Here is a 20,707-nt window from a genome sequence, read left to right as displayed (position 1 = left end):
ACCACGGAGACCACCGCGAACACGGCGAAGCATGAATTTCCTCCGTGTTCGCGGTGGTCTCCGTGGTTGAAAAGATGTTTATCAATTGGCGAACGACATGACTCAATCGACCCTTGCGCAACTCGAAAACCACAACGAATTTATTGCGCGGCATATCGGCCCCGATGCCGCCGATGCCACCGCGATGCTCAAAATCGTCGTCGCTGCCACGCTCGAGGACCTGGTGCAGCAGATCATGCCGGCGTCAATTCCGCAGGGCACGCCATTGAATTTGCCCGCTGCCATGTCGGAAGCGGCAGCCCTTGCCGAGATGCGCCGCATTGCCGGCAAAAACAAGGTGCTGACGAGCCATATCGGCCAGGGCTATTACGGCACGCATACGCCGGGCGTCATCCTGCGAAACATTCTTGAAAATCCGGCGTGGTACACGGCCTACACGCCTTACCAGCCGGAGATTTCGCAAGGCCGTCTGGAAGCGCTGCTCAATTTTCAGACCATGATTTGCGATCTCACCGGCATGGAAATTTCCGGTTCCTCGCTGCTCGATGAGGCGACGGCCGCGGCGGAAGCCATGACGCTGGCCAAGCGAAGCGCGAAATCGAAAAGCAATACCATCATCGTCGCGGGCGACTGCCACGCGCAGACCATCGCGGTGCTGAAGACGCGCGCCGAGCCACTCGGCATCGATGTCAAGGTCGGCATGGCGCCGGTGCTGATGCAGGAGCACGACTATTTTGCCGTGCTCGCGCAGTATCCCTCCACGGTCGGCACCATCCACGATATGCGGGCATTCGTTGAAGAGGCGCATGCCAAGGGAGCGCTGTACATTGTTGCGGCAGATTTGCTGGCATTGACCATGCTGGCGTCACCCGGAGATTGGGGCGCGGACATTGTCATCGGCTCCGCCCAGCGTTTCGGCGTGCCGATGGGTTTTGGCGGCCCGCATGCGGCTTTTCTCGCGTGCAAGGATGTGCTGAAGCGCAACATGCCGGGGCGCCTTGTCGGCATTTCGCAGGACGCGATGGGCCATCCCGCGCTGCGCCTCGCGCTGCAGACACGCGAGCAGCACATCCGCCGTGAGAAAGCGACCTCCAACATTTGTACTGCGCAAGTATTGCTGGCGGTAATGGCGAGCATGTATGCCGTGTATCACGGCCCGGCAGGATTGCGGCGCATCGCCGAGCGTGCCAACCGTTACGCCGTCATCGCGCGTGATGGCTTGCGGCGGCTCAAGTTCGATTGCCCGTTGCCACACTTCTTTGACAGCTTCGTCATCAAGACGGGAGAGGCGACTGATCGCATCATGGCGCGAGCGGTGCAACAAGGCGTTAATTTCCGCAAGGTGCCCGGTGACCTGATCGCGCTGTCTTTCGATGAAACCACGACGCGTGCGGATATTGAACGTGTATGGCAGATATTCAACGACGGTCCGGCTGACTTTACGGTCGCCGAACTCGATGCAGCGTTTGTGAGCACCGTCCCCAAGGATCTGGTCCGCAAATCGGCCTACCTGAGCCATCCGGTATTTAACCAATATCACTCCGAAACCGAAATGCTGCGCTATATCCGCAGCCTTTCAGACAAGGATCTGGCGCTCGACCGCGCGATGATTCCACTGGGTTCCTGCACGATGAAGCTCAACGCCACGTCCGAAATGCTGCCGGTGACGTGGCCCGAGATCGGTAACATCCATCCCTTTGTTCCCGCCGATCAGGCCGAGGGATACGAAGAGTTGATCGACATGCTGTCGAAGGCGCTGTGCGAAGTGACCGGGTACGATGCGATTTCGCTGCAGCCGAATTCCGGCGCGCAGGGCGAATACGCCGGTTTGCTGGCGATCCGCGCGTACCATCGGTCGCGCAATGAATCGCATCGCGATATCTGCCTGATCCCGACTTCCGCGCACGGCACCAACCCGGCATCGGCTCATCTGTGCGGCATGGAAGTGGTGGCGGTCGCATGCGATGACAAAGGCAACGTCGACGTAGCCGACTTGAAGGCGAAGGCCGCGCAGCACAAGGACAAACTGGCAGCGCTGATGATCACCTATCCATCCACACATGGCGTGTTCGAGGATGGCATTACCGAAATCTGTGCAGCCATTCACGCTGCGGGCGGCCAGGTATATGTGGATGGTGCCAACATGAATGCGCTGGTTGGTACCGCCAGGCCAGGAAAGTTCGGCAGCGATGTGTCGCATCTGAATTTGCACAAGACATTTTGTATTCCGCACGGCGGTGGCGGGCCGGGAGTTGGTCCGGTTGGCGTGCGCGCGCATCTTGCGCCGTTCTTGCCGGGCGATCCCGTCGCATCGGTGAGTGAGGTTGGCCCGGTATCCGCGGCGGCACATGGTTCCGCCAGCATCCTGCCAATCAGCCTCATGTACATCATGATGATGGGCGGGCCGGGATTGACGCGCGCGACACAGATGGCCATTCTCAACGCCAACTACATTTCGAAACGGCTTTCGCCGCACTACCCAACGCTGTACACCGGCAAGAACGGCCTGGTCGCGCACGAGTGCATTCTCGATATTCGGCCGATCAAGGACGCTTGCGGGATCAGCAACGAAGATATCGCCAAGCGCCTGATCGACTACGGCTTCCATTCCCCGACCATGAGTTTTCCGGTCGCGGGCACGCTGATGGTTGAGCCAACTGAGTCGGAAAGCAAATTCGAACTAGATCGCTTCATTGACGCCATGATCGCAATCCGCGAAGAGATCCGCGCGGTGGAGTCCGGCAAGGTCAACGCCGAGGACAATGTCCTCAAGAACGCGCCACATACCGCCGCGATGTTGCTGGTGGAAAATTGGACTCATGACTACACACGCGAACAGGCGGCATTCCCCCTTGAGTCTCTGAAAGCGCGCAAGTACTGGTCACCGGTGGCGCGGGTGGATAACGTTTACGGTGATCGCAATCTTGTTTGTGCGTGTCCGCCGATGGAGGCGTATGCCGCCTCGGCGGCCGAGTAAGTGGTGATTGAACAGCGACTTCACAGTTGATGCCGTTCAAATTGCCTTTCGCGGAAACCGCCATTTCTGGCGGTTTCTTTTTCTTTCTCTTCCAATAAAATGAAAATCCAATACGATCGCTTCTATCGCTACACAGATTTCACAGAAATCCTGCACCAGTTCGTCAAGAAATTTCCAACGTTGCTCTCCATCGAAAGTATCGGCAAGAGCCACGAAGGCAAAGACATCTGGGTCGTCACGGCCACTAATCAGCAAACCGGACCGGCCGCCGATAAGCCCGCATACTGGGTGGATGCGAACATCCACGCCAGTGAGCTCGCTGGTGGGTCTGCCGCGTTGTACCTGATCGATACGTTGACCAAGTACCACGGCAAGCGCGACGACATCACCCGTTGCCTCGACACGCGTGCGCTATACATTTGCCCGCGCATCAATCCCGATGGCGCCGAATGGGCGATGCGTGATATCCCCAGGATTGTCCGCTCCTCGACGCGCCCTTATCCATACGACGAAGAGCACGTCGAAGGGCTGGATATTGAGGACGTGGACGGCGACGGCCGTATTCTTTCCATGCGTATCAAAGATACAAACGGCAACTGGAAATGTCATGCGGAGGAACCGCGGTTGATGGTGGCGCGCGATCCGACCGAGTACGGTGGTACCTACTACCGCATGCTGCCGGAAGGCACGATGCGCGACTACGACGGCTTCACGATCAAGGTGAACAAAGACAGGCAAGGTCTCGATCTGAACCGCAACTTTCCCGCTGGATGGCGTCAGGAATTCGAACAGTTTGGCGCAGGCCCCTATCCGACGTCGGAACCGGAAGTGCGCGCGGTGGTGCATTTCATCACTCACCATGCGAACATCACGGGCGGCCTCTCATTTCACACTTGGAGTGGCGTGCTGCTGCGGCCGTTTGGCACACAGTCGGATGATGAAATCCCGGCGGAGGATTTGTGGGTGTACAAGGAACAGGGCGCCAAGGGCACCGAGATCACCGGCTATCCGAATATCAGCGTCTATCACGAATTCCGCTACCATCCGAAGGAAGTCATCAGCGGTACCTTTGACTGGATTTACGAGCATCTTGGCCTGTATGAATGGACGGTGGAGATCTGGTGCCCGATGCGCGAGGCAGGCATCAAGGATTACAAATATATTGACTGGTTCCGCGATCATCCGGTTGAAGACGACTTGAAGATGCTGGCGTGGGCGGACAAGGAACTGGAGGGCAAGGGCTATGTGGACTGGTACAAATGGAACCATCCGCAGCTGGGCGAAGTGGAAATCGGCGGCTGGGACAAAATTCACGCATTCCGCAACCCGCCCCCCCATTTGTTGGAAAAGGAAGTCGCCAAATTCCCGGATTGGGTCATCTGGAATACCCTGATTTCACCCAAGTTGGAACTGGTGCATGCGAAAGCCGAAAACATCGGTGGCGATTCGTACCGCATTGAAGTCGGCGTGCAAAATACCGGCTACCTGCCGTCGTATGTATCCAAGCGCGCACAGCAACGCAAGCTGGCTCGTGGCGTTGTGGGTGAGATCACGCTGCCGGCGGGCGCTGAGCTGGTTTCTGGCACGTTACGCGAATTCGCCGGCGAACTCGAAGGTCGCGCCTATAAACATACGCTGATGAGCTTCTGGACTGACACCACGCCGACGGCGGATCGGCTGAAGCTTGCATGGGTCGTGAAGGCGCAAAAAGGCAGCAGCGTTGATGTAGTGATGAAGCATGAGAAGGCCGGCACGGTAAGGACGACGATCGCGCTCAAATGAGGAATGCGGCTCACGCGAGATGAAGAATCGCGATCGAAAAAATGGATTCGGTCAGGTCTTCGTCGTCTGATCAGGCCACAGCCAGTGAAAATGCCAATGCCACCGGCCAGCGATATTCACCTGCCCGCACGCCTGGCGCCAGATGCAGTCTGTAGCTGATGGGCACCAGTTTGTTGACGATTAACCCGGATGAGACACGCATGCTGCCCGTGCCCGACGATGCCTTCAGCGTCTGACTTGACACCCGCACCTCGATTGCAGACAACAGTTTTGAATCGTAACTTGTCGTCAGCACATAGCCGTCGCGATTGTTGGAAGTGAGATTTACTGCCGTGCCGGTGTCGAGGTCGATAAAACCCTGATTGACGTGTTGTTCGCCGATCACAACGTGGTCAGGTTGCGTCATGGCGTTTACGCGGATCATCGCTGGAATCGTGATGCGGAAATTAAGGCTTGCCCCGGCGGTCCCCGTACCCGTACGGCTTTCGGCGTGGCTGGCCGCGGGCAACCCCATCGCCAAGGTCCCGATAACGAACAACAGCCGCGACCACAATGGCGGTGACATTTTAGGTCCAGGGGCAAACATCCCGTCGTAACCTGCCGATTTCCGGAGACTGCTGGCAATCTGGCTCATCGTTCATTCACCTCTTATAGAGCTGCTTTGCGGCTTTACGTTGCCATTCCTGCTCAGTGGTCGCCGGTAGTGATGCATTCCGCATTTTCGCGGCGCCAAACGTTCTTGCAAGCGCCAATCAGATAGCCTGGCGACCCAGACGCCGGTGTAGTGCCGCTGCAACAGAAACAGGCCGACTACTCAATGCCTTTATCGGCGTTTTCAGGGAATTCTTAAGAATTACCTAATTTCTGACGCCTACGATGCAGGAAGGGCATTCGGCAGTCGGGCGCATTGACGAAGATTTGCAGGCTTTTTTGCCGGTTTATCGCTCACTTGAACCAGGTCGGTTTGGAGGTACTTTGAACACTCGCATCGCGGATGCCTGCACCGGACTTTCTGATGTATTGCCCGCGCCGGTAATGGCGACAACGCGCGACGAGGCGTTCGAAGGCACGATCCGGTTGGGCTCATTTGACTTCATGGCGGGCCCTGCGTGCACCGGCAGCTGGTGCGCCAGTGCACGCAGGCTCCTTGGCTGGAAATCCGCAGCGAACTCAATTCAGCAGTTCTTTCAGCTGGTTGAGTCAGGCGATCGTGAAGCGCTAGAGGCGGAGTGGAACGCGCTGCTTCCGGGCCGGCCAATTGACCGCGTTATCGGCGCGCGCATCGGCACGCACTTGCGTCACTTTCGCTTTGTTGCCGGACGCTCCGAAGAAAGCTCGGCGATGCACATTGCCGGATTCGTTCAGGATGTCACCCCTTGCCGAATATCAGGCGCCGAAGGCTATCGCGAAACGCGTACCTCAAGCCTGCTGAATACCTTTATCCTGTTGTGCAAGTGATCAATTTGGCTGGGCCGGTGCCCCCAAAGCGCGGGATTGGGTAAACTCACACGATGTGCAAGCGCCACTGGTTTTTCGCCAGTCCGCGGCACGACAATTCGGATTGAAACAAGATTGCCATGCGCATATTGCTGGTTGAAGATGATCCACAGATCGGTCGCGGCGCGCAGGTGGGATTGAACCAGTTGGGCTATGCGGTTGACTGGGTGCAAACCGGATCGGCCGCGCGCACGGCGGTGTCGACGCATGACTATGCCGCGGTCCTGCTGGACCTGGGCTTGCCGGATATGGACGGGCTCGCCGTATTAAAGGAGCTGCGTTCACGCGGGTACACCAATCCGGTGCTTATTGTCACGGCCCGGGCCCAGACAGCCGATCGCATTGTCGGTCTGGATGCAGGCGCGGATGATTTTATCGTGAAGCCATTCGATCTTGACGAAGTCGCCGCGCGAATCCGTGCCGCGACAAGGCGGACAACTGGCAGGGCGAAATCGACGCTGCAATTCCGCAATGTCGAACTGAACCCGGCAAACCGGTCGGTAACCGTTGCGGGCGTGCTGGTGCAGTTGACGGCCCGCGAGTTCGCCTTGCTGGCCGACCTGATCGAACATGCCGGACAAGTCATGACGCGGGAACAATTGGAAGCGTCGCTGTACGGCTGGGGCGACGAAATTGAAAGCAATACCGTGCAGGTACATATCCATCACCTGCGGCGCAAGCTCGGCAAGGAAATCATCCAGACGATACATGGCATCGGCTATGTCGTCGCGAAAGAATAGCGCAGTGAAACTACTTTCCTTTGAATCCCTGCGCGTCCGCCTGGTGGTGCTCATTCTTGCGCTTACCGCGAGCTTGCTTCTTGTCAGTGGCGTCGCGGTCTACCTGCAGGCGCAACATGAAAGTGACGAACTCTTCGACAAGTCATTGCTGGAGGCCGGTCATTTGCTGTTCACGCTGATCGAGCACGAGGCGGAAGAGATCGGCGCCGGCGCGGATACGCATCTGAACCCGATGATTGGCGGTCATCAGTCCTATCTTTTTTTCCAGGTATGGAACGAGAAAGGGCGCCTCCTGTATCGCAACCATGGCGCGCCCGATGAGCCTTTCGCGCTGGAGGGAATGACGGGTCTTGGCTGGTTGACCCTGAACGGCGAAAAGTGGCGGACCTTCACTCTATGGAACAAGGCCCGCACCCTCAATATGCAGGTAGGCGAACCGATGACGCATCGCAAGGAGCTCAGTGTTCACTTTGCCATTCAACTTCTGGTGCTGGCAACGATCATTTTGCCGCTGTTGGGCGCGATGATCTGGTGGATTGTGCACCGCACGTTCGAGCCGCTTCGCCGGTCGACGCGCGACGTTGCCTCACGGGGGCAGGGCGACTTGCGCGAGGTGGACGTGGCGGGGGCGGATGAAGAGGTGAAACCGCTGTTCAATGCACTCAATCGCCTGTTTGGGCGAGTGCAGCAGACGCTTGAGCGCGAGCAGCGCTTTACGGCGGACGCCGCGCACGAGCTGCGGTCGCCATTGGCAGGCATCAAGACCAATCTTCAAGTACTGACGCGGGCGCGCGACGCGGATGAGCAACGTGTCGCGCTTACCGGATTGGCGGACAGTACCGAACGATCGATTCGCCTGGTCGATCAGCTTTTGACCCTTGCGCATGTCGATCCGAGTCAGGTTCTGTCAGAAGAAAAAATCGATTTTGAAGGGCTCATTCGGCGCCAGATGAGCGACCACGCCGCCGCGGCAGGGGCGAAGAATATCCGGTTGCGGGCGGAGGGTAGTCCCGCATTCGTGCAAGGTAACGAAGGCATCATGGCCATACTGCTGCGTAACCTGATCGACAATGCGATTCGCTACACACCGGATGGCGGAGAGATCATCGTCGCCTGCCATGCGACAGCAGAACGCGTCGAACTCTCCGTGAGGGACTCCGGACCAGGCATACCCGCTCACTTGCGCGAGCTGGTTTTCGACCGGTTCTTTCGCATCAGCGGCAATCAGGCAACCGGTAGTGGACTCGGGCTGTCGATCGTCAAGAGCATTGCAACACTGCACTGGGCAATCATTCGTATCGGGGATGGAATTGGCAGCAAAGGAACTGCCGTCACAGTGAGTTTCCCGGTGGATGCGCCGGTGCGCTGACTCAAGCACGAATGTCGTTGGTTCCGTCCCGCCGCTCGCCGCGGCATTGCCTGTAGCTGGTCAATTCCAACGCCGCAATCGCGCGGGCCGCGATAAAGGAATATGCGCAAGCGCTAAGAGCCCCGTGCCCCCGGTCCTGACAATAATAGATGGTGTTCCTGGTTGCATGTTTGGTGCAGAACGTCCTGAAATCGCCGCGCGTTGCGTCAGCCATGCAGGCACAATGACGGATCGACCTTAAGCACTCCTTAAAGCTCCTTAACACTACGTAACATATTGAAGATAAAGTGGTTTGCCGTACACTGGCGACGTCAGCGGCAACTTGCGGCGCGTCACCTTGCTCGTGTCTTAACGATCAACAGGACAGCTTTCGGGCAATTGGTAGCGGGTACTCAGCAAAACCCTGATAGGAGATTGTGGCGCCTATGTCCAATATGTCACCATCGCGACGAACACGATGAAAAGTGTCGCCCGTAAAACCCACCTCAACCATACAAGTACTCTCGCCGCCGCCGATGATCCCAGTCCAGCCTTCCAGCTTTCGAACATGCGCGGATCTCGTCGCAGTCCGGCTCGTCGCTGATGTGGAACTTTCCGTATCTTGCGGTGGAATCGCAAGGCGCGTGTGACGCCAGCTGACTGTCCGCCGACGGCTTCGCGACGCAGGCGGGTGTGCGCGATTGTTCTTGTGTTGCTGCTCGGATGTTGCGCCGCCAATATTGTGGCCCGTGCGGACGGACTGACGATCGGCGGAACAGGCACCGCGCTCGGCACCATGCAATTGCTCGGCAAGGCATTTTCAGCCGAGCATCCGGAGATCCCGGTCACGATCGTGCCTAGCCTCGGTAGCCGCGGCGGCATCAAGGCGGTACTCGATGGCTCAATCGGGCTTGCGGTCACGTCACGTGCGCTGGACGAGCGCGAACGCGCGCAAGGCGCGGTGGAAATCGAATACGCGCGTACACCCTTTGTATTCGCGGTCTCCGCCGAATCCATGGTCACGGCAATCACCACCGGCGAATTGGCCAACATTTATGCCGGGAAAATGGTGGCCTGGGCGGATGGCAGCCCGATTCGCATTGTGCTGCGACCGGCAAGAGACATTGATACCGATCATGTCAAGAGCATCTCGCCCGAAATGCAGCGAGGCGTTTTGGCGGCGCAGGCGCGGCCCGGTGTGCGTATTGCCGTGAACGATCAGGATGCCGCCACGGATATAGAAAAAATTGCCGGTGCAATCGGGCCAACCACACTTGCGCTGATCGTATCCGAAAAGCGCCCGCTACGGGCGCTGATTCTTGATCGCAAGGAGCCCACGCCGATGATTGCGGCCTCGGGCAATTACCCCCTTTCCAAACGCCTTTTTCTGGTAACCGGCGCCAGCCGCTCGGCGACCGCTGAACGGTTCATCAGCTTCGTGAAATCTCCCGCCGGACGAAAAATTATCGTCAATTGCGGGCAGTGGGTTCCCTGAGGCGACGACCTGCAATGCCGCAAACCAAAGATCGCTTCATTGACGTCATCGACCGGCTGGCAAAGTTTGTCGCAGTGGCGATCGTGCTGGTGCTTCCGCTGGGATATGCCAGCCTTGCGTACAGGAATCATGTATTCGAGCTTGAAACCCTGGCGCAAGCGAAAGCGGGAAAAGTCACCGAGCTGATATCAGGCAACCCGGGCTTGTGGACGTATCAGGTGCAGCGTATCGAAGAGCTGATGGCGACCTATCCGGCACCGATCGTTGACGAAGCCGTGCGCGCGTACGATGCCAATGGCGCACTGCTGGCAATAGTGGGCAAACCACCCGACGCGCCACGCCTGCGGCGCTCACACCCACTCCATGACTCGGGCCGCGTTGTCGGCAGGGTTGAGGTTGAGCACTCAATGCGGGGCTTGATTGTTGGTACCGCATTCGCTTTCCTTCTCGGCATGTTGCTCGGCGGGATCGCGTACGGCATTTTTCGGACGTGGCCGCTGCACGAGTTACGGCGGATGGCGGCCAGGCTTGAAACAGAGCAAACGGCATTGCGAGATAGCGAGGCGCGCTTTCGTACGCTGTTTGAATGGATGCCCGAAGCGATCGGAATTCATCGCGGCGGAAAGCTGATTTACGTCAATCCGGCCATGGTAAGGATGCTGGGGGCAATGTCCGCCAAAGACCTGATTGGCACCCCCATCCTCAATTGGGTTCACCCGGATTCTCATCCGCTCGTTGCGGAGCGGGCAGCGACTTTCACGAATCACGGCGCCAGCGCGCCCATGGCAGAGATGAGATTTCTCAAGCTGGATCGAACCGTCATCGATGTGGAAATCCAGAGCACCTCGATCGTCGATCATGGTGTGCTCGCCGTTCACACGTTCTTGCGCGACATTACCGGGCGCAAGCGCGTCGCGGATGCCCTGGCGGAAAGTGAGCAGCGGTTCCGTTCAGTCTGGGAAAGCTCGACGGATGGCATGCGCCTTTGTGATACATCCGGCAAGATCGCCACGGTTAATGCGGCCTACTGTTCCATGTTCGGAAAAACCGCCGAAGCGCTTGTTGGCAAGTCTCTGGTTGACGTGTACTCCACGGATGCGGTTGAAAATGACCGGATACTTCAGGCGTTCATGAAGAAGGCGGCGACGGGGACGGTCAATGAATATTATGAAAAGGAAATGACGCTATGGACACGGGAGAAACGCTGGCTTGCCGTTTCCAATGCGCTACTCAAGGCATCAAACGGTGCGATTTTTGTACTAAGTATTTTCCGGGATATTACCCAGCGGAAACTATCTGAGGTCGCCCTGCGGGAGAGCGAGGCGCGCTTTCGCACCTTGGTTGACTGGACACCCGAGCCGTTCTTTGTACATCGCGGCGGCGTAATCATTTATGCCAACCCGGCCACCATCAGACTGTTTGGTGCGATGTCCCCACAAGATCTTGTCGGCACGCCTTTGCTTGATCGCGTTCATCCGGACTTTCGGCAAATCGTCCTGGCGCGGGTGAAGAAAATTGCTGACCATGGCGGCAGCGCGCCGCTGACAGAGATGAAATTCCTGAAGCTCGGCGGGAACGTCATCAACGTCGAAATCCAGGGTACATCCATCGTTTACGAAGGCGTGCCGGCGATTCATGTCGCCATGCGCGACATTACCGAACGCAAGCACATCGAGGCCGAAGTGCGCACGCTATCGCGAGCGATGGAACAGAGCCCGGTGTTGATTGTCATCACCAATCGCAAAGGCATCATTGAGTATGTGAATCCGCACTTCGAGAAAGTCACGGGCTACGCCAGAGCCGAAGTAATCGGCAAGAACCCGCGCCTGCTCAAGTCGGGCAATACTGCGGCGGAGACTTACAAGCAATTGTGGACGGCAATATCGGCCGGCGGTGAGTGGCGCGGTGAACTGTGCAACCGCCGCAAGAATGGTGAGTTGTATTGGGAGTTCGCGGCGATTTCAGGCATCAAAGGCGAGGATGGCGCCATCGAGCACTACATCGCGGTCAAAGAAGATATTACCGAGCGCAAGCAGGCTGAAAGCGCGCGGGCTTCGCTTGAAGCCCAATTGCGCGAATCGCAAAAGATGCAGGCCATCGGCACGCTCGCCGGCGGTATTGCGCACGATTTCAACAATGCACTCGCGACCATCCTTGGCAATGTTGAGCTGGCGCGCGAGGATATGGGCGCCAACCCGCGCGCGCAGGAAAGTCTCGACGAGATACAAAAAGCCGGCACGCGCGTGCGCGGCCTGGTGCAGCAGATCCTTTCCTTCAGCCGCCGCCAACCGACCGAGCGCAAACCCGTCGCGCTCGCGCCGATCATCGAAGAATCAGTGCGCATGTTGCGCGCCACGCTGCCGGCGCGACTGGCGCTCGAAGTGCAATGCGGAACCGATGTGCCGCGTGTGTTGGCAAACGTCGCCCAGATTCAGCAAGTCGTGATAAACCTCGCCACGAACGCCATGCAGGCGATACGTGACCGCCCCGGTCGCATTGAAGTTCGTCTGGACACGGTGATCCTTGATGAGACGCTAGCGGAGGCAAATCCAGCGTTGCGGGCTTTGCACGAGAGGCAATCCGGACGCACGGTGCGTCTCACGGTGCGTGACAATGGGCCGGGCATCGACTCCTCAACGCTTGAGCGGATCTTCGAGCCGTTCTTCACCACCAAGGCGGTGAACGAAGGCACCGGGCTGGGACTGTCTGTGGTGCATGGAATCATACAGACGCACGAAGGCGCGATTGCGGTGGAGAGCGAATTGGGACACGGTACAACCTTCACGCTCTATTTGCCGGCCGCCGAGGCAGAGCCACATACGCAGGTGCTGGATGAAGGAGTTGCCGCCGAACCAATCGCCTCGCCCGGCAGCCAGCACATTCTCTATCTCGACGACGATGAATCGCTGGTGTTCCTGGTCACGCGCCTGCTTGAGCGGCGCGGCTATCGCGTCAGCGGCTACACCGATCAGCATGAAGCGCTGGACTCCCTGCGTGCGGACCCCACCGCATTCGACCTGTTGGTGACCGATTACAACATGCCGGGCATGTCGGGACTCGACGTCGCGCGGGCTGCGCGTGCGTTGCGCGCGGACCTGCCGGTGGCGATCGCGTCGGGTTTCATCGACGAGACCCTGCAAACCGAGGCCGAAGGCGCCGGTGTGCGCGAACTGATTTTCAAGGCGAACGCGGTTGAAGACCTGTGCGAGGCGTTTGCGCGACTGGCGCAGACGGTCGGCTCCACGCCGTCTGCCGCATGATGCACTGACGCGCCGGCTAGGATCACATGTGCAAACTAATTCGGCGCTTTACATATTGACCGCTAATGAATTTGTGCCAGGCAAAATTCATTCAGCGTCGTCCACTGGACTTCCCCAAGTCCCCTGCAAGTCTGATGTCCTGTGTTGCGAGGGCGACGGCCCCGTGTTTCTCGCTCAGGCATGATCTGAATCAACACTCCCGCATCCCGTTCCAATACCTTCAGCATGTGTCGATTTGCGATGGATGCGGGTGCCTTCGTTGGCCTCACCGCCCGGCGTGAGATTAATAAACGCGCATCGTGGCCGATATAACAAGCTAACAAGCATCCTCGACGATGAACAGCCTTATGAACCTGAGAATCCTGCTGTCGCAGTCACTCAAGACCAGGGTGACGCTGTTCACGCTCGCAATTTTCGTGATCAGCATCTGGTCGCTGGCGTACTTCTCGAGCCGGATGCTGCACGTGGATATGGAACGTCTCTCCGGTGAGCAGCAGTTCTCAACCGTATCGTTCATCGCGGCGGAGGTCAACCAGGGACTGGAAGACCGGGTACAAGCACTGGAACTTATCGCGCGCGCAATCGATCCGGTCCTTTTGGCCAATGCAGGATCGCTGCAGAAATTCCTCGACCACCGCTATGTGCTTCACAGCATGTTCAATGCAGGAGTCATTGCGCTGTCGGCCGACGGCACCGCGATCGCCGATACGTCGCACCTGACCGGGCGAATCGGCACCGGTTTCATGGATCGGGATTTTGTATTCGGCGCACTCAAGGACGGCAAAGCCACAATCGGTCGTCCGGTGGTCGGCCGCCACCTGCAAGCACCAATTTTCGGAATGGCGGCGCCGATTCGTGACCCCAAAGGCAATGTAATCGGCGCGCTGGCAGGCGTGACAAGCCTGAACATGCCCAATTTTCTGGACAGGATCGCGAACAGCCGCTACGGAAAAACCGGCGGCTATCTGTTGGTGGCGCCTCGGTACCGGCTGGTGGTCACCGCATCAGACAAGAATCGCATCATGGAGCAACTCCCGGCCGCCGGTGTCAATCCCTTGCTGGACCGGTTTATTCAAGGCTATGAAGGTTCCGACGTTTTTGTCAATCCGTTTGGCGTCGAAGTGTTGGCTTCGGCCAAAGGGATTCCGCTGGCGGGTTGGTATGTTGCCGTCTCGCTCCCCACTGTAGAAGCCTTTGCGCCGATTCACGCCGTGCAACGGCGCATGCTGATTGCAACCATCCTGCTCACCTTGCTGGCGGGCGGTCTCACGTGGTGGATGTTAAGCCGCCAACTGGCGCCAATGCTTGCCACGGTCAAAACGCTCGCCGCCGCATCCGATGCCAGTCAGCCACCAAAGCCCTTGCATGTCGCGAGGCAAGATGAGGCCGGCCAATTGATTGGCGCCTTCAATCGGGTGCTGGCAACCCTGACGCAACGCGAGGAAGCATTGCAGGCGAGCGAAAATCGTTTCCGCACCCTCGTCGACTGGGCACCCGAACCATTTTTCGTTCATCGCGGTGGAACACTGCTTTATGTCAATCCGGCGGCCATCAAGTTGTTTGGCGCAACCTCCGCGCAAGAGCTCGTCGGAAAGCCGCTCCTCGAATTGATTCACCCGGACTGTCATTCGTGTTGGCACGCGATGCACTGGCTATTGGGCCAGCGCGCCGATGATCGAAATGGCCGACGATGAGCCTGAAGGATCTGGATACGCCGGAAACGCTTTCAACGGTGCCCGAACGGATGCAGCGGATGCTTTCAGGAGAATCGCTGACTTTCGAGGTGGAGAACTATCACAAGGATGGGCACGTTTTTTCACTCGAGGTTTCGTCAAGCGTGATATTGTCCGGGGGAGAACCGCTGGTTCAGTCTTTCGTCCGCGATATCACCGAACGCAAGCAGGCCGAGGCCGCGCGCGCGTCGCTCGAAGCGCAACTGCGTGAATCGCAGAAGATGGAGGCCATCGGCACGCTCGCCGGTGGCATCGCGCACGACTTCAACAACGCGCTGGCGACGATCCTCGGAAATGTGGAGCTTGCGCGCCAGGATGTGCACGCTAATCCAATGGCGCTGCAGAGCCTGGATGAGATACGCAAGGCCGGGACCCGCGCGCGTGACCTGGTGCAGCAGATATTGTCCTTTAGCCGCCGGCAGCCGACCGAGCGAAAGCTGACATCGCTCGCGCCCATCATCGAAGAATCCGAGCGCCTGCTGCGCGCGACACTGCCGGCGCGCGTGAGTCTGGACGTGCATTGCGCGGCGGATGTTCCCGGCGTGCACGCAGATGCGACGCTGCTGCAGCAGATCCTGATCAATCTGGTCACCAACGCGATGCAGGCAATGCGCGGCGGGCCTGGAAAGATCGGCATCCGCCTGGATACGGTGCGCTTCGATGCGGTGATGGCAGATGTTCATCCCGGATTGCGTGCCATGCACACGAAGCATGCGGGCGACGTGGTGCGGATCGAGGTGAGCGATGATGGATGTGGCATGGATGCGGCCACGCGCGCGCGAATTTTTGAACCATTCTTCACCACCAAGGCCGTGAACGAAGGTACCGGCTTGGGCCTGTCGGTGGTGCACGGCATCGTGGAAACCCACGAAGGCGCGATTGAAGTCGAAAGCCAACTCGGCAAAGGGCTCGATATTCACCATCTACCTGCCCGCTGCCGCGCCGCAGGATCGCGCGCCGGGTGATGGATGCTCGGCGGTGCCGCACCTCGCCCCCTGCAACCATGCCGTGCGGATGAAGCTGGATCGCCGGACAATGGCAACGGCCGGGGCCGGCATATTCTCTATCTCGACGACGATGAATCGCTGGTGCTCCTGGTGCAGCGTTTGCTGGAGCGGCGCGGCTTCCGCGTCAGTGGTTTCACGGATCAGCGCGAGGCGCTTGCCACGATTCGCGCCGGGCCAGCCGCGTTCGACCTGGTGGTCAGCGACTACAACATGCCCGGCATGTCGGGGCTGGACGTGGCGCGCGAAGTACGCGCTATCCGCGCTGACCTGCCGGTCGCGATCGCATCGGGTTACATCGACGAAGCCTTGCGCGCCGCCGCGACCGGAGCGGGAGTACGCGAACTGATTTTCAAGGCCAACGCGGTAGAGGATTTGTGAGGCGTTTGCGCGACTGGCGCAAACGGTTGGTCAGGAGTCTTCGCATGGGTAGATTGGATGAAGCGCAGCGCAATCCGGGGCCGTACGTGTCGCGTTACCTTGTTTGCGATCGAACTCCCGAATTACGCTGCGCTTCATCCGGGCTACGGTACTACTTGCCGACGGAATGGAAAGCCTGGCGCCCGCCACTGGAAGATTCAAACTCAAGCACTGGCGCGGCATTCAGGCCGAAAACGGCTGGGAAGGCGCGCCAAATGGCGGTCTACGCTATGTGTGACAGGGCTGCATCATGAAAGCCGGTAGAAATTTGATCGCGCGGACAGCGCAAACAGCGAAGGCGGCGCGCGATGCCGATGTCCGCATGCGCGCGGTACGTGGAAATATGCCGAAAGCAATCGAGCATCCCAGAAGGAAAACAGCCGCCACGACCGGGAGCATTGCATGAACAATCCAACTTCACACCTGCCCGAAGTTGCGCCGGGTGATAGGCCGGGTGATGTGCCGGGTCCGGCGCAGGATGCCGACACCGGGCTGCTATACGCCGCATACGGGCAAATGCGGGCAAACCTGCTGGTCACCGCGATCGAATTCCCGATCCTGACGGCGCTGGTATGGAACATCTTCACGCATGAAAAGCTGTTGGCGTGGATGGGTGTGGTATTCGCGACGCTGGCGATGCGCTACGTGCTTTGGGCAGCGTTCAAACGTGCCGCACCCGGGCCGGATGCGCTCACGCTCTGGCGAAACCTGCTTCTGGCGGGGACCGTCGCGACCGGGGCGGCCTGGTCGTTCGGTCCGAGCGTCATGCTTCCGCAGGCCAGTGGGGTGGAGGTGGGCGTGATCGTTGCCATCCTCATCAGCGTTTGCTGGATAGCGGTACTTACGTATGCGTCGCAGCAAGTGGCGATGCGCGCTTTTGTCGCTGCGACACTGCTGCCGGCGGCCGTTGTCGCGTGGGCATCGACCGGCAGCGAAAAATGGCTGATCGGCTTGCTCCTGGTATTCGTGTTTGTCGTCCTGCTGGTTCACGGCCGCCGTCTGGGTCAGTCAATGCGCGCGCTGATCGAAGCGCAGGCAGACCAGCGCGCCGCCGCCGATGAGGCCGGCATCGCGCGGGCGCGCTACTTCGATCTCTACGAAATGGCGCCGATAGGCTATTGCACCGTCAACGGGCACGGGTTGATTCTGGAAGCCAACTTCACAGCCGCCACGCTGCTCGGCGTCGCGCGCGGGGCACTGGTCAATCAACCGGTGACGCGGTTCATCCACAAGGAAGACCAGCACATTTATCAGCAGCGCCGCACGCGGCTCGCTGAAACGGGGGAGCCGCAGGCATGCGAATTGCGCCTGGCAAGGCACGATGGCACGACGTTCTGGGCACATCTGGCGGCCACAGCCGCGCGGGATGCCGCCGGCGCGCCCGCGTTGCGCATCGTGCTGAGCGATGCCACCGGGCACAAGCATGCCGAAGCCGCCCGCGCGGCGGCAATCATTGACGCATCGATGGACGCGATCATCGGCGTGGATGAATTCGAATGCGTGGTCGTTTTCAGTGCCGCGGCGGAAAAAATGTTTCAGCTTTCCGCCGGCGAAGCCATGGGGCAAACCATCGACCGCTTCATTCCGGCGCGCTTCCGTGGCGGCCACCGCGCCCATTTTCGTGAGTTCATGAAGAATGCCCATACCAGGCGAATGGGTGGGCAGTTTATGCCTGTGAGCGCCTTGCGGGCGGATGGAACGGAGTTCCCGATCGAAGCATCGATTTCGCATATTGCGATCGAGGACAAGCACCTTTTCACGGTGACGCTGCGGGACATCACCCAGCGCAAGCAGGCCGAAGACGCATTGATGACCGCGCAGCGGAACACCGCCGTTCTCGCACAACTGGGACGCGAACTTGCCGAGGCGGCGACCAGCAAGGTCGCCGCGATCCACATCCTCGATGCGGCGCAGCAATTGCTCGGATGGGAGTCGAGTTGGCTGCACCTCTGGGATGAGCAGCGGCAGAAACTGGTGGATGTGGCGGACTTTGACCTCATCGATGGCGAAATCCGCGAAGTGCCGTCCAATGTGGTCGCGCAGGGAGCGCCCTCCCTCACGGCACGGCGGGTCATGGAGGAAGGGCCGCAGCTGATATTGCGCGATAGCGACGAGGAAGCTGGCGCTGCTGGCGTGCTCTATGGCAATGGGCTGCGCTCCCTGTCACTGATGTTCGTCCCGATCAAACTGGCCGGAAAAATCATCGGCATCCTGTCGATCCAGAGTTACCAGCGCAACGCCTACGACGCGGCGGACCTTGACCTGCTGCATGCCCTGGCCACGCACTGCGCCGGCGCGCTGGTACGTTTGCAGAACGCGGATGCGTTGCGCGAAAGCGAAGAACGCTTCCAGCTCGCGAACCGCGCCGTGTTCGATGTCATTTGGGATCAGGACCTTTTGAGCAAGGCCATCTGGTGGGGCGATCACTTCGAAGAAGTTTATGGCCACAGTCCCGCCGAAGCCGGAAAGAACGGCGACTACTGGCGCGATTGCGTCCACCCGGAAGATCGCGAGCGGGTCGATGCCGGGGTCGAGGAAGTGCTCGACGCGGGCGGCGACACCTGGTCCGCCAATTATCGTTTTCGGCGCAAGGACGGCGCGTATGCGTTTGTCGAGGACCGCGCCATCATCATCAAGAATGCCGCGGGCGAACCCGTGCGCATGCTGGGCGCGATGCGCGATGTCACGGAGCGCAGGCAAATGGAAAGAGAACTCCAGGCGCAACGTGACTTCGCCACACAGATCATCAACACGGTCGGGCAGGGACTCACGGTCACGGATTCCGACGGGCGATTCGAGTTTGTCAACCCGGCGTTTGCACATCTGTGCGGTTACGAGCCGGCGGACCTGATCGGGCATTTACCCTCGGAGGTGACCGCCCCGGAAGCGCACGTCGATCTGGAGAACCAGCGTTTGGCGCGGCGCGCTGGCCAGCGAACCACTTATGAGTCGCGTATGCACCGGTCCGATGGTGGTGCGGTGGACGTATTGATTACCGGCGTGCCGCGTGCCCACGAAGGGCAATTTGCCGGCACCATTGCGGTCATCACCGATCTCACCGAGCGCAAGCAGGCGGAAGCCGCCCGCATGATGCTCGAAGCACAATTGCGCGAATCGCAGAAGATGGAAGCCATCGGCCTGCTGGCCGGCGGTATCGCCCACGACTTCAACAACATCCTGGCGACCATTCTCGGCAACGTCGAACTCGCGCGCGAGGACGTGAGCACGAATCCGCTTGCGCTGCAAAGCCTGAACGAGATCCGCAAGGCCGGCAGCCGTGCGCGCGATCTGGTGCAGCAAATCCTCTCCTTCAGCCGCCGGCAACCCAGCGAGCGCAAGGTCATCGCGCTTGCACCGGTCGTCGAGGAGTCTGCGCGCTTGTTGCGCGCGACGTTGCCGGCGCGCCTGAATCTGGATGTTCACTGCGAGGCTGATTTGCCGGCTGTCTTGGCGGACGCCACCCAGATGCAACAAATCATCATTAATCTTTGCACCAACGCCATGCACGCCATCCGCGAGCGGCCCGGACGCATCGGCATCCGGCTGGATGCGGTGATGCTCGATCCCGCGATGACGTCTACGCATCCGGCGCTGCGCGCCTTGCAGGAAAAGCAACGCGGACGCACGTTACGGCTCGCGGTGACCGATGACGGATGCGGCATGGACGCCGCGACACTCGCGCGAATCTTTGAGCCGTTCTTCACCACCCGGCAAGTGGACGAAGGCACCGGCCTGGGGCTGTCGGTAGTGCACGGCATCGTGCAGACACACGAAGGCGCCATTGTGGTGGACAGCCAGCCCGGCAAGGGATCGATTTTCACCGTGTACCTGCCCGCCGCCGAAGCCGCGGCAAGTGCCCGGCAACCCGGGCAAAGCGTAGCGGAGAGCGCGCCGGTCCGCGCACCCGGCGGCCAGCACATTCTTTACGTTGACGACGATGAATCGCTGGTATTTCTTGTACAGCGCCTGCTGGAACGTCGCGGCTTTCGCGTCAGCGGCCATACCGATCAGCGCGAAGCGCTCGCCGCCATTCGCGCCGATCCGGCCGCATTTGACCTGGTCGTGACCGACTACAACATGCCCGGCATGTCGGGCTTGGACGTGGCACGCGCGGTGCGCGCCATCCGCGCCGACCTGCCGGTAGCGATCGCCTCGGGATTCATCGACGAGACGCTGCAATCGGAGGCAGCCGGTGCGGGCGTGCGGGAGCTGATTTTCAAGGCCAATGCGGTGGAGGATCTGAGCGAGGCGTTTGCACGATTGGCGCAGGCGGTGGGGGAGAAAGCATGAAGACTGTTGCATGTTGACAGGATCTACGGCGCTGAACACGAAGGGAACTTCTCATAACCCCCCGTTCGTGCTGAGGTATCGAAGCACACTGAATGTAACGTATTGATTCATTTGCGTCCGGAATGCCCTTCGATACCTCAGGGCGAACGGAAATGAGGTTA

At 59.5% G+C, this 20,707-nt stretch carries 12 protein-coding genes; 11 read left to right on the top strand and 1 reads right to left on the bottom strand.

The genetic code is table 11. From position 1 onward, the window contains the following. The first annotated feature begins 97 nt into the window (after positions 1–97). Together gcvP and IPP88_17260 are read left to right on the top strand one after the other, a co-directional pair. Positions 98–2,977: an aminomethyl-transferring glycine dehydrogenase gene (gene gcvP, locus IPP88_17265; GenBank protein ID MBL0124395.1), complete on the top strand. Its 2,880-nt coding sequence runs from the start codon at positions 98–100 to the stop codon at positions 2,975–2,977. A gap of 99 nt (positions 2,978–3,076) precedes the next feature. Next, positions 3,077–4,759: a carboxypeptidase gene (locus IPP88_17260; protein ID MBL0124394.1), complete on the top strand. Its 1,683-nt coding sequence runs from the start codon at positions 3,077–3,079 to the stop codon at positions 4,757–4,759. A 70-nt stretch (positions 4,760–4,829) separates the two neighbouring features. Here IPP88_17260 and IPP88_17255 read toward each other — a convergent pair whose 3' ends face one another. After that, the gene (locus tag IPP88_17255; protein ID MBL0124393.1) at positions 4,830–5,324 is read right to left on the bottom strand and encodes a hypothetical protein; all 495 of its coding nucleotides are present in this window, start codon (positions 5,322–5,324) and stop codon (positions 4,830–4,832) included. 410 nt (positions 5,325–5,734) lie between these two features. On the opposite strand from IPP88_17255, the gene IPP88_17250 reads away from it, so the two are divergent. The 9 genes from IPP88_17250 to IPP88_17210 all read left to right on the top strand — a co-directional run bounded on the left by IPP88_17250 (position 5,735) and on the right by IPP88_17210 (position 20,546). Beyond that, positions 5,735–6,217 (top strand): hypothetical protein, encoded by a 483-nt coding sequence (locus IPP88_17250; protein MBL0124392.1) that lies wholly within the window; start codon positions 5,735–5,737, stop codon positions 6,215–6,217. Positions 6,218–6,336: 119 nt separating this feature from the next. Further along, positions 6,337–6,996, top strand: a complete 660-nt coding sequence (locus IPP88_17245; GenBank protein ID MBL0124391.1) for a response regulator — start codon at positions 6,337–6,339, stop codon at positions 6,994–6,996. Positions 6,997–7,000: 4 nt separating this feature from the next. Continuing rightward, positions 7,001–8,365: a sensor histidine kinase N-terminal domain-containing protein gene (locus IPP88_17240; GenBank protein ID MBL0124390.1), complete on the top strand. Its 1,365-nt coding sequence runs from the start codon at positions 7,001–7,003 to the stop codon at positions 8,363–8,365. A 601-nt stretch (positions 8,366–8,966) separates the two neighbouring features. After that, on the top strand, positions 8,967–9,839 hold the full coding sequence (locus IPP88_17235) for a substrate-binding domain-containing protein (GenBank protein MBL0124389.1): 873 nt from the start codon (positions 8,967–8,969) through the stop codon (positions 9,837–9,839). 14 nt (positions 9,840–9,853) lie between these two features. Beyond that, positions 9,854–13,099: a PAS domain S-box protein gene (locus tag IPP88_17230; GenBank protein ID MBL0124388.1), complete on the top strand. Its 3,246-nt coding sequence runs from the start codon at positions 9,854–9,856 to the stop codon at positions 13,097–13,099. 347 nt (positions 13,100–13,446) lie between these two features. Next, positions 13,447–14,793 carry a PAS domain-containing protein gene (locus IPP88_17225; protein MBL0124387.1) on the top strand — a complete coding sequence of 449 codons (1,347 nt, stop codon included), beginning with the start codon at positions 13,447–13,449 and terminating at the stop codon, positions 14,791–14,793. Continuing rightward, on the top strand, positions 14,790–15,797 hold the full coding sequence (locus tag IPP88_17220) for a PAS domain S-box protein (GenBank protein MBL0124386.1): 1,008 nt from the start codon (positions 14,790–14,792) through the stop codon (positions 15,795–15,797). The genes IPP88_17225 and IPP88_17220 overlap by 4 nt, the downstream gene beginning before the upstream one ends. A 3-nt stretch (positions 15,798–15,800) precedes the next feature. Beyond that, positions 15,801–16,217, top strand: coding sequence for a response regulator (locus IPP88_17215; GenBank protein ID MBL0124385.1), 417 nt, complete (start codon positions 15,801–15,803; stop codon positions 16,215–16,217). A 441-nt stretch (positions 16,218–16,658) separates the two neighbouring features. Next, the gene (locus tag IPP88_17210; GenBank protein MBL0124384.1) at positions 16,659–20,546 is read left to right on the top strand and encodes a PAS domain S-box protein; all 3,888 of its coding nucleotides are present in this window, start codon (positions 16,659–16,661) and stop codon (positions 20,544–20,546) included. Positions 20,547–20,707: the final 161 nt, after the last annotated feature.

Source organism: Betaproteobacteria bacterium (genome assembly GCA_016720925.1).
Classification (GTDB): Bacteria; Pseudomonadota; Gammaproteobacteria; order Burkholderiales; family Usitatibacteraceae; genus UKL13-2.
The sequence above is the reverse complement of the archived record's forward strand: the minus strand, read 5'-3'. Positions and strand labels throughout refer to the sequence as shown.

Excerpts from the sequence above, each read along its gene's own strand:
- gcvP (MBL0124395.1), top strand. The coding sequence starts at position 98 with ATGACTCAATCGACCCTTGCGCAACTCGAAAACCACAACGAATTTATT.
- IPP88_17260 (MBL0124394.1), top strand. The coding sequence starts at position 3,077 with ATGAAAATCCAATACGATCGCTTCTATCGCTACACAGATTTCACAGAA.
- IPP88_17255 (MBL0124393.1), bottom strand. The coding sequence starts at position 5,324 with ATGTCACCGCCATTGTGGTCGCGGCTGTTGTTCGTTATCGGGACCTTG.
- IPP88_17245 (MBL0124391.1), top strand. The coding sequence starts at position 6,337 with ATGCGCATATTGCTGGTTGAAGATGATCCACAGATCGGTCGCGGCGCG.
- IPP88_17230 (MBL0124388.1), top strand. The coding sequence starts at position 9,854 with ATGCCGCAAACCAAAGATCGCTTCATTGACGTCATCGACCGGCTGGCA.
- IPP88_17225 (MBL0124387.1), top strand. The coding sequence starts at position 13,447 with ATGAACCTGAGAATCCTGCTGTCGCAGTCACTCAAGACCAGGGTGACG.
- IPP88_17220 (MBL0124386.1), top strand. The coding sequence starts at position 14,790 with ATGAGCCTGAAGGATCTGGATACGCCGGAAACGCTTTCAACGGTGCCC.
- IPP88_17215 (MBL0124385.1), top strand. The coding sequence starts at position 15,801 with ATGCTCGGCGGTGCCGCACCTCGCCCCCTGCAACCATGCCGTGCGGAT.
- IPP88_17210 (MBL0124384.1), top strand. The coding sequence starts at position 16,659 with ATGAACAATCCAACTTCACACCTGCCCGAAGTTGCGCCGGGTGATAGG.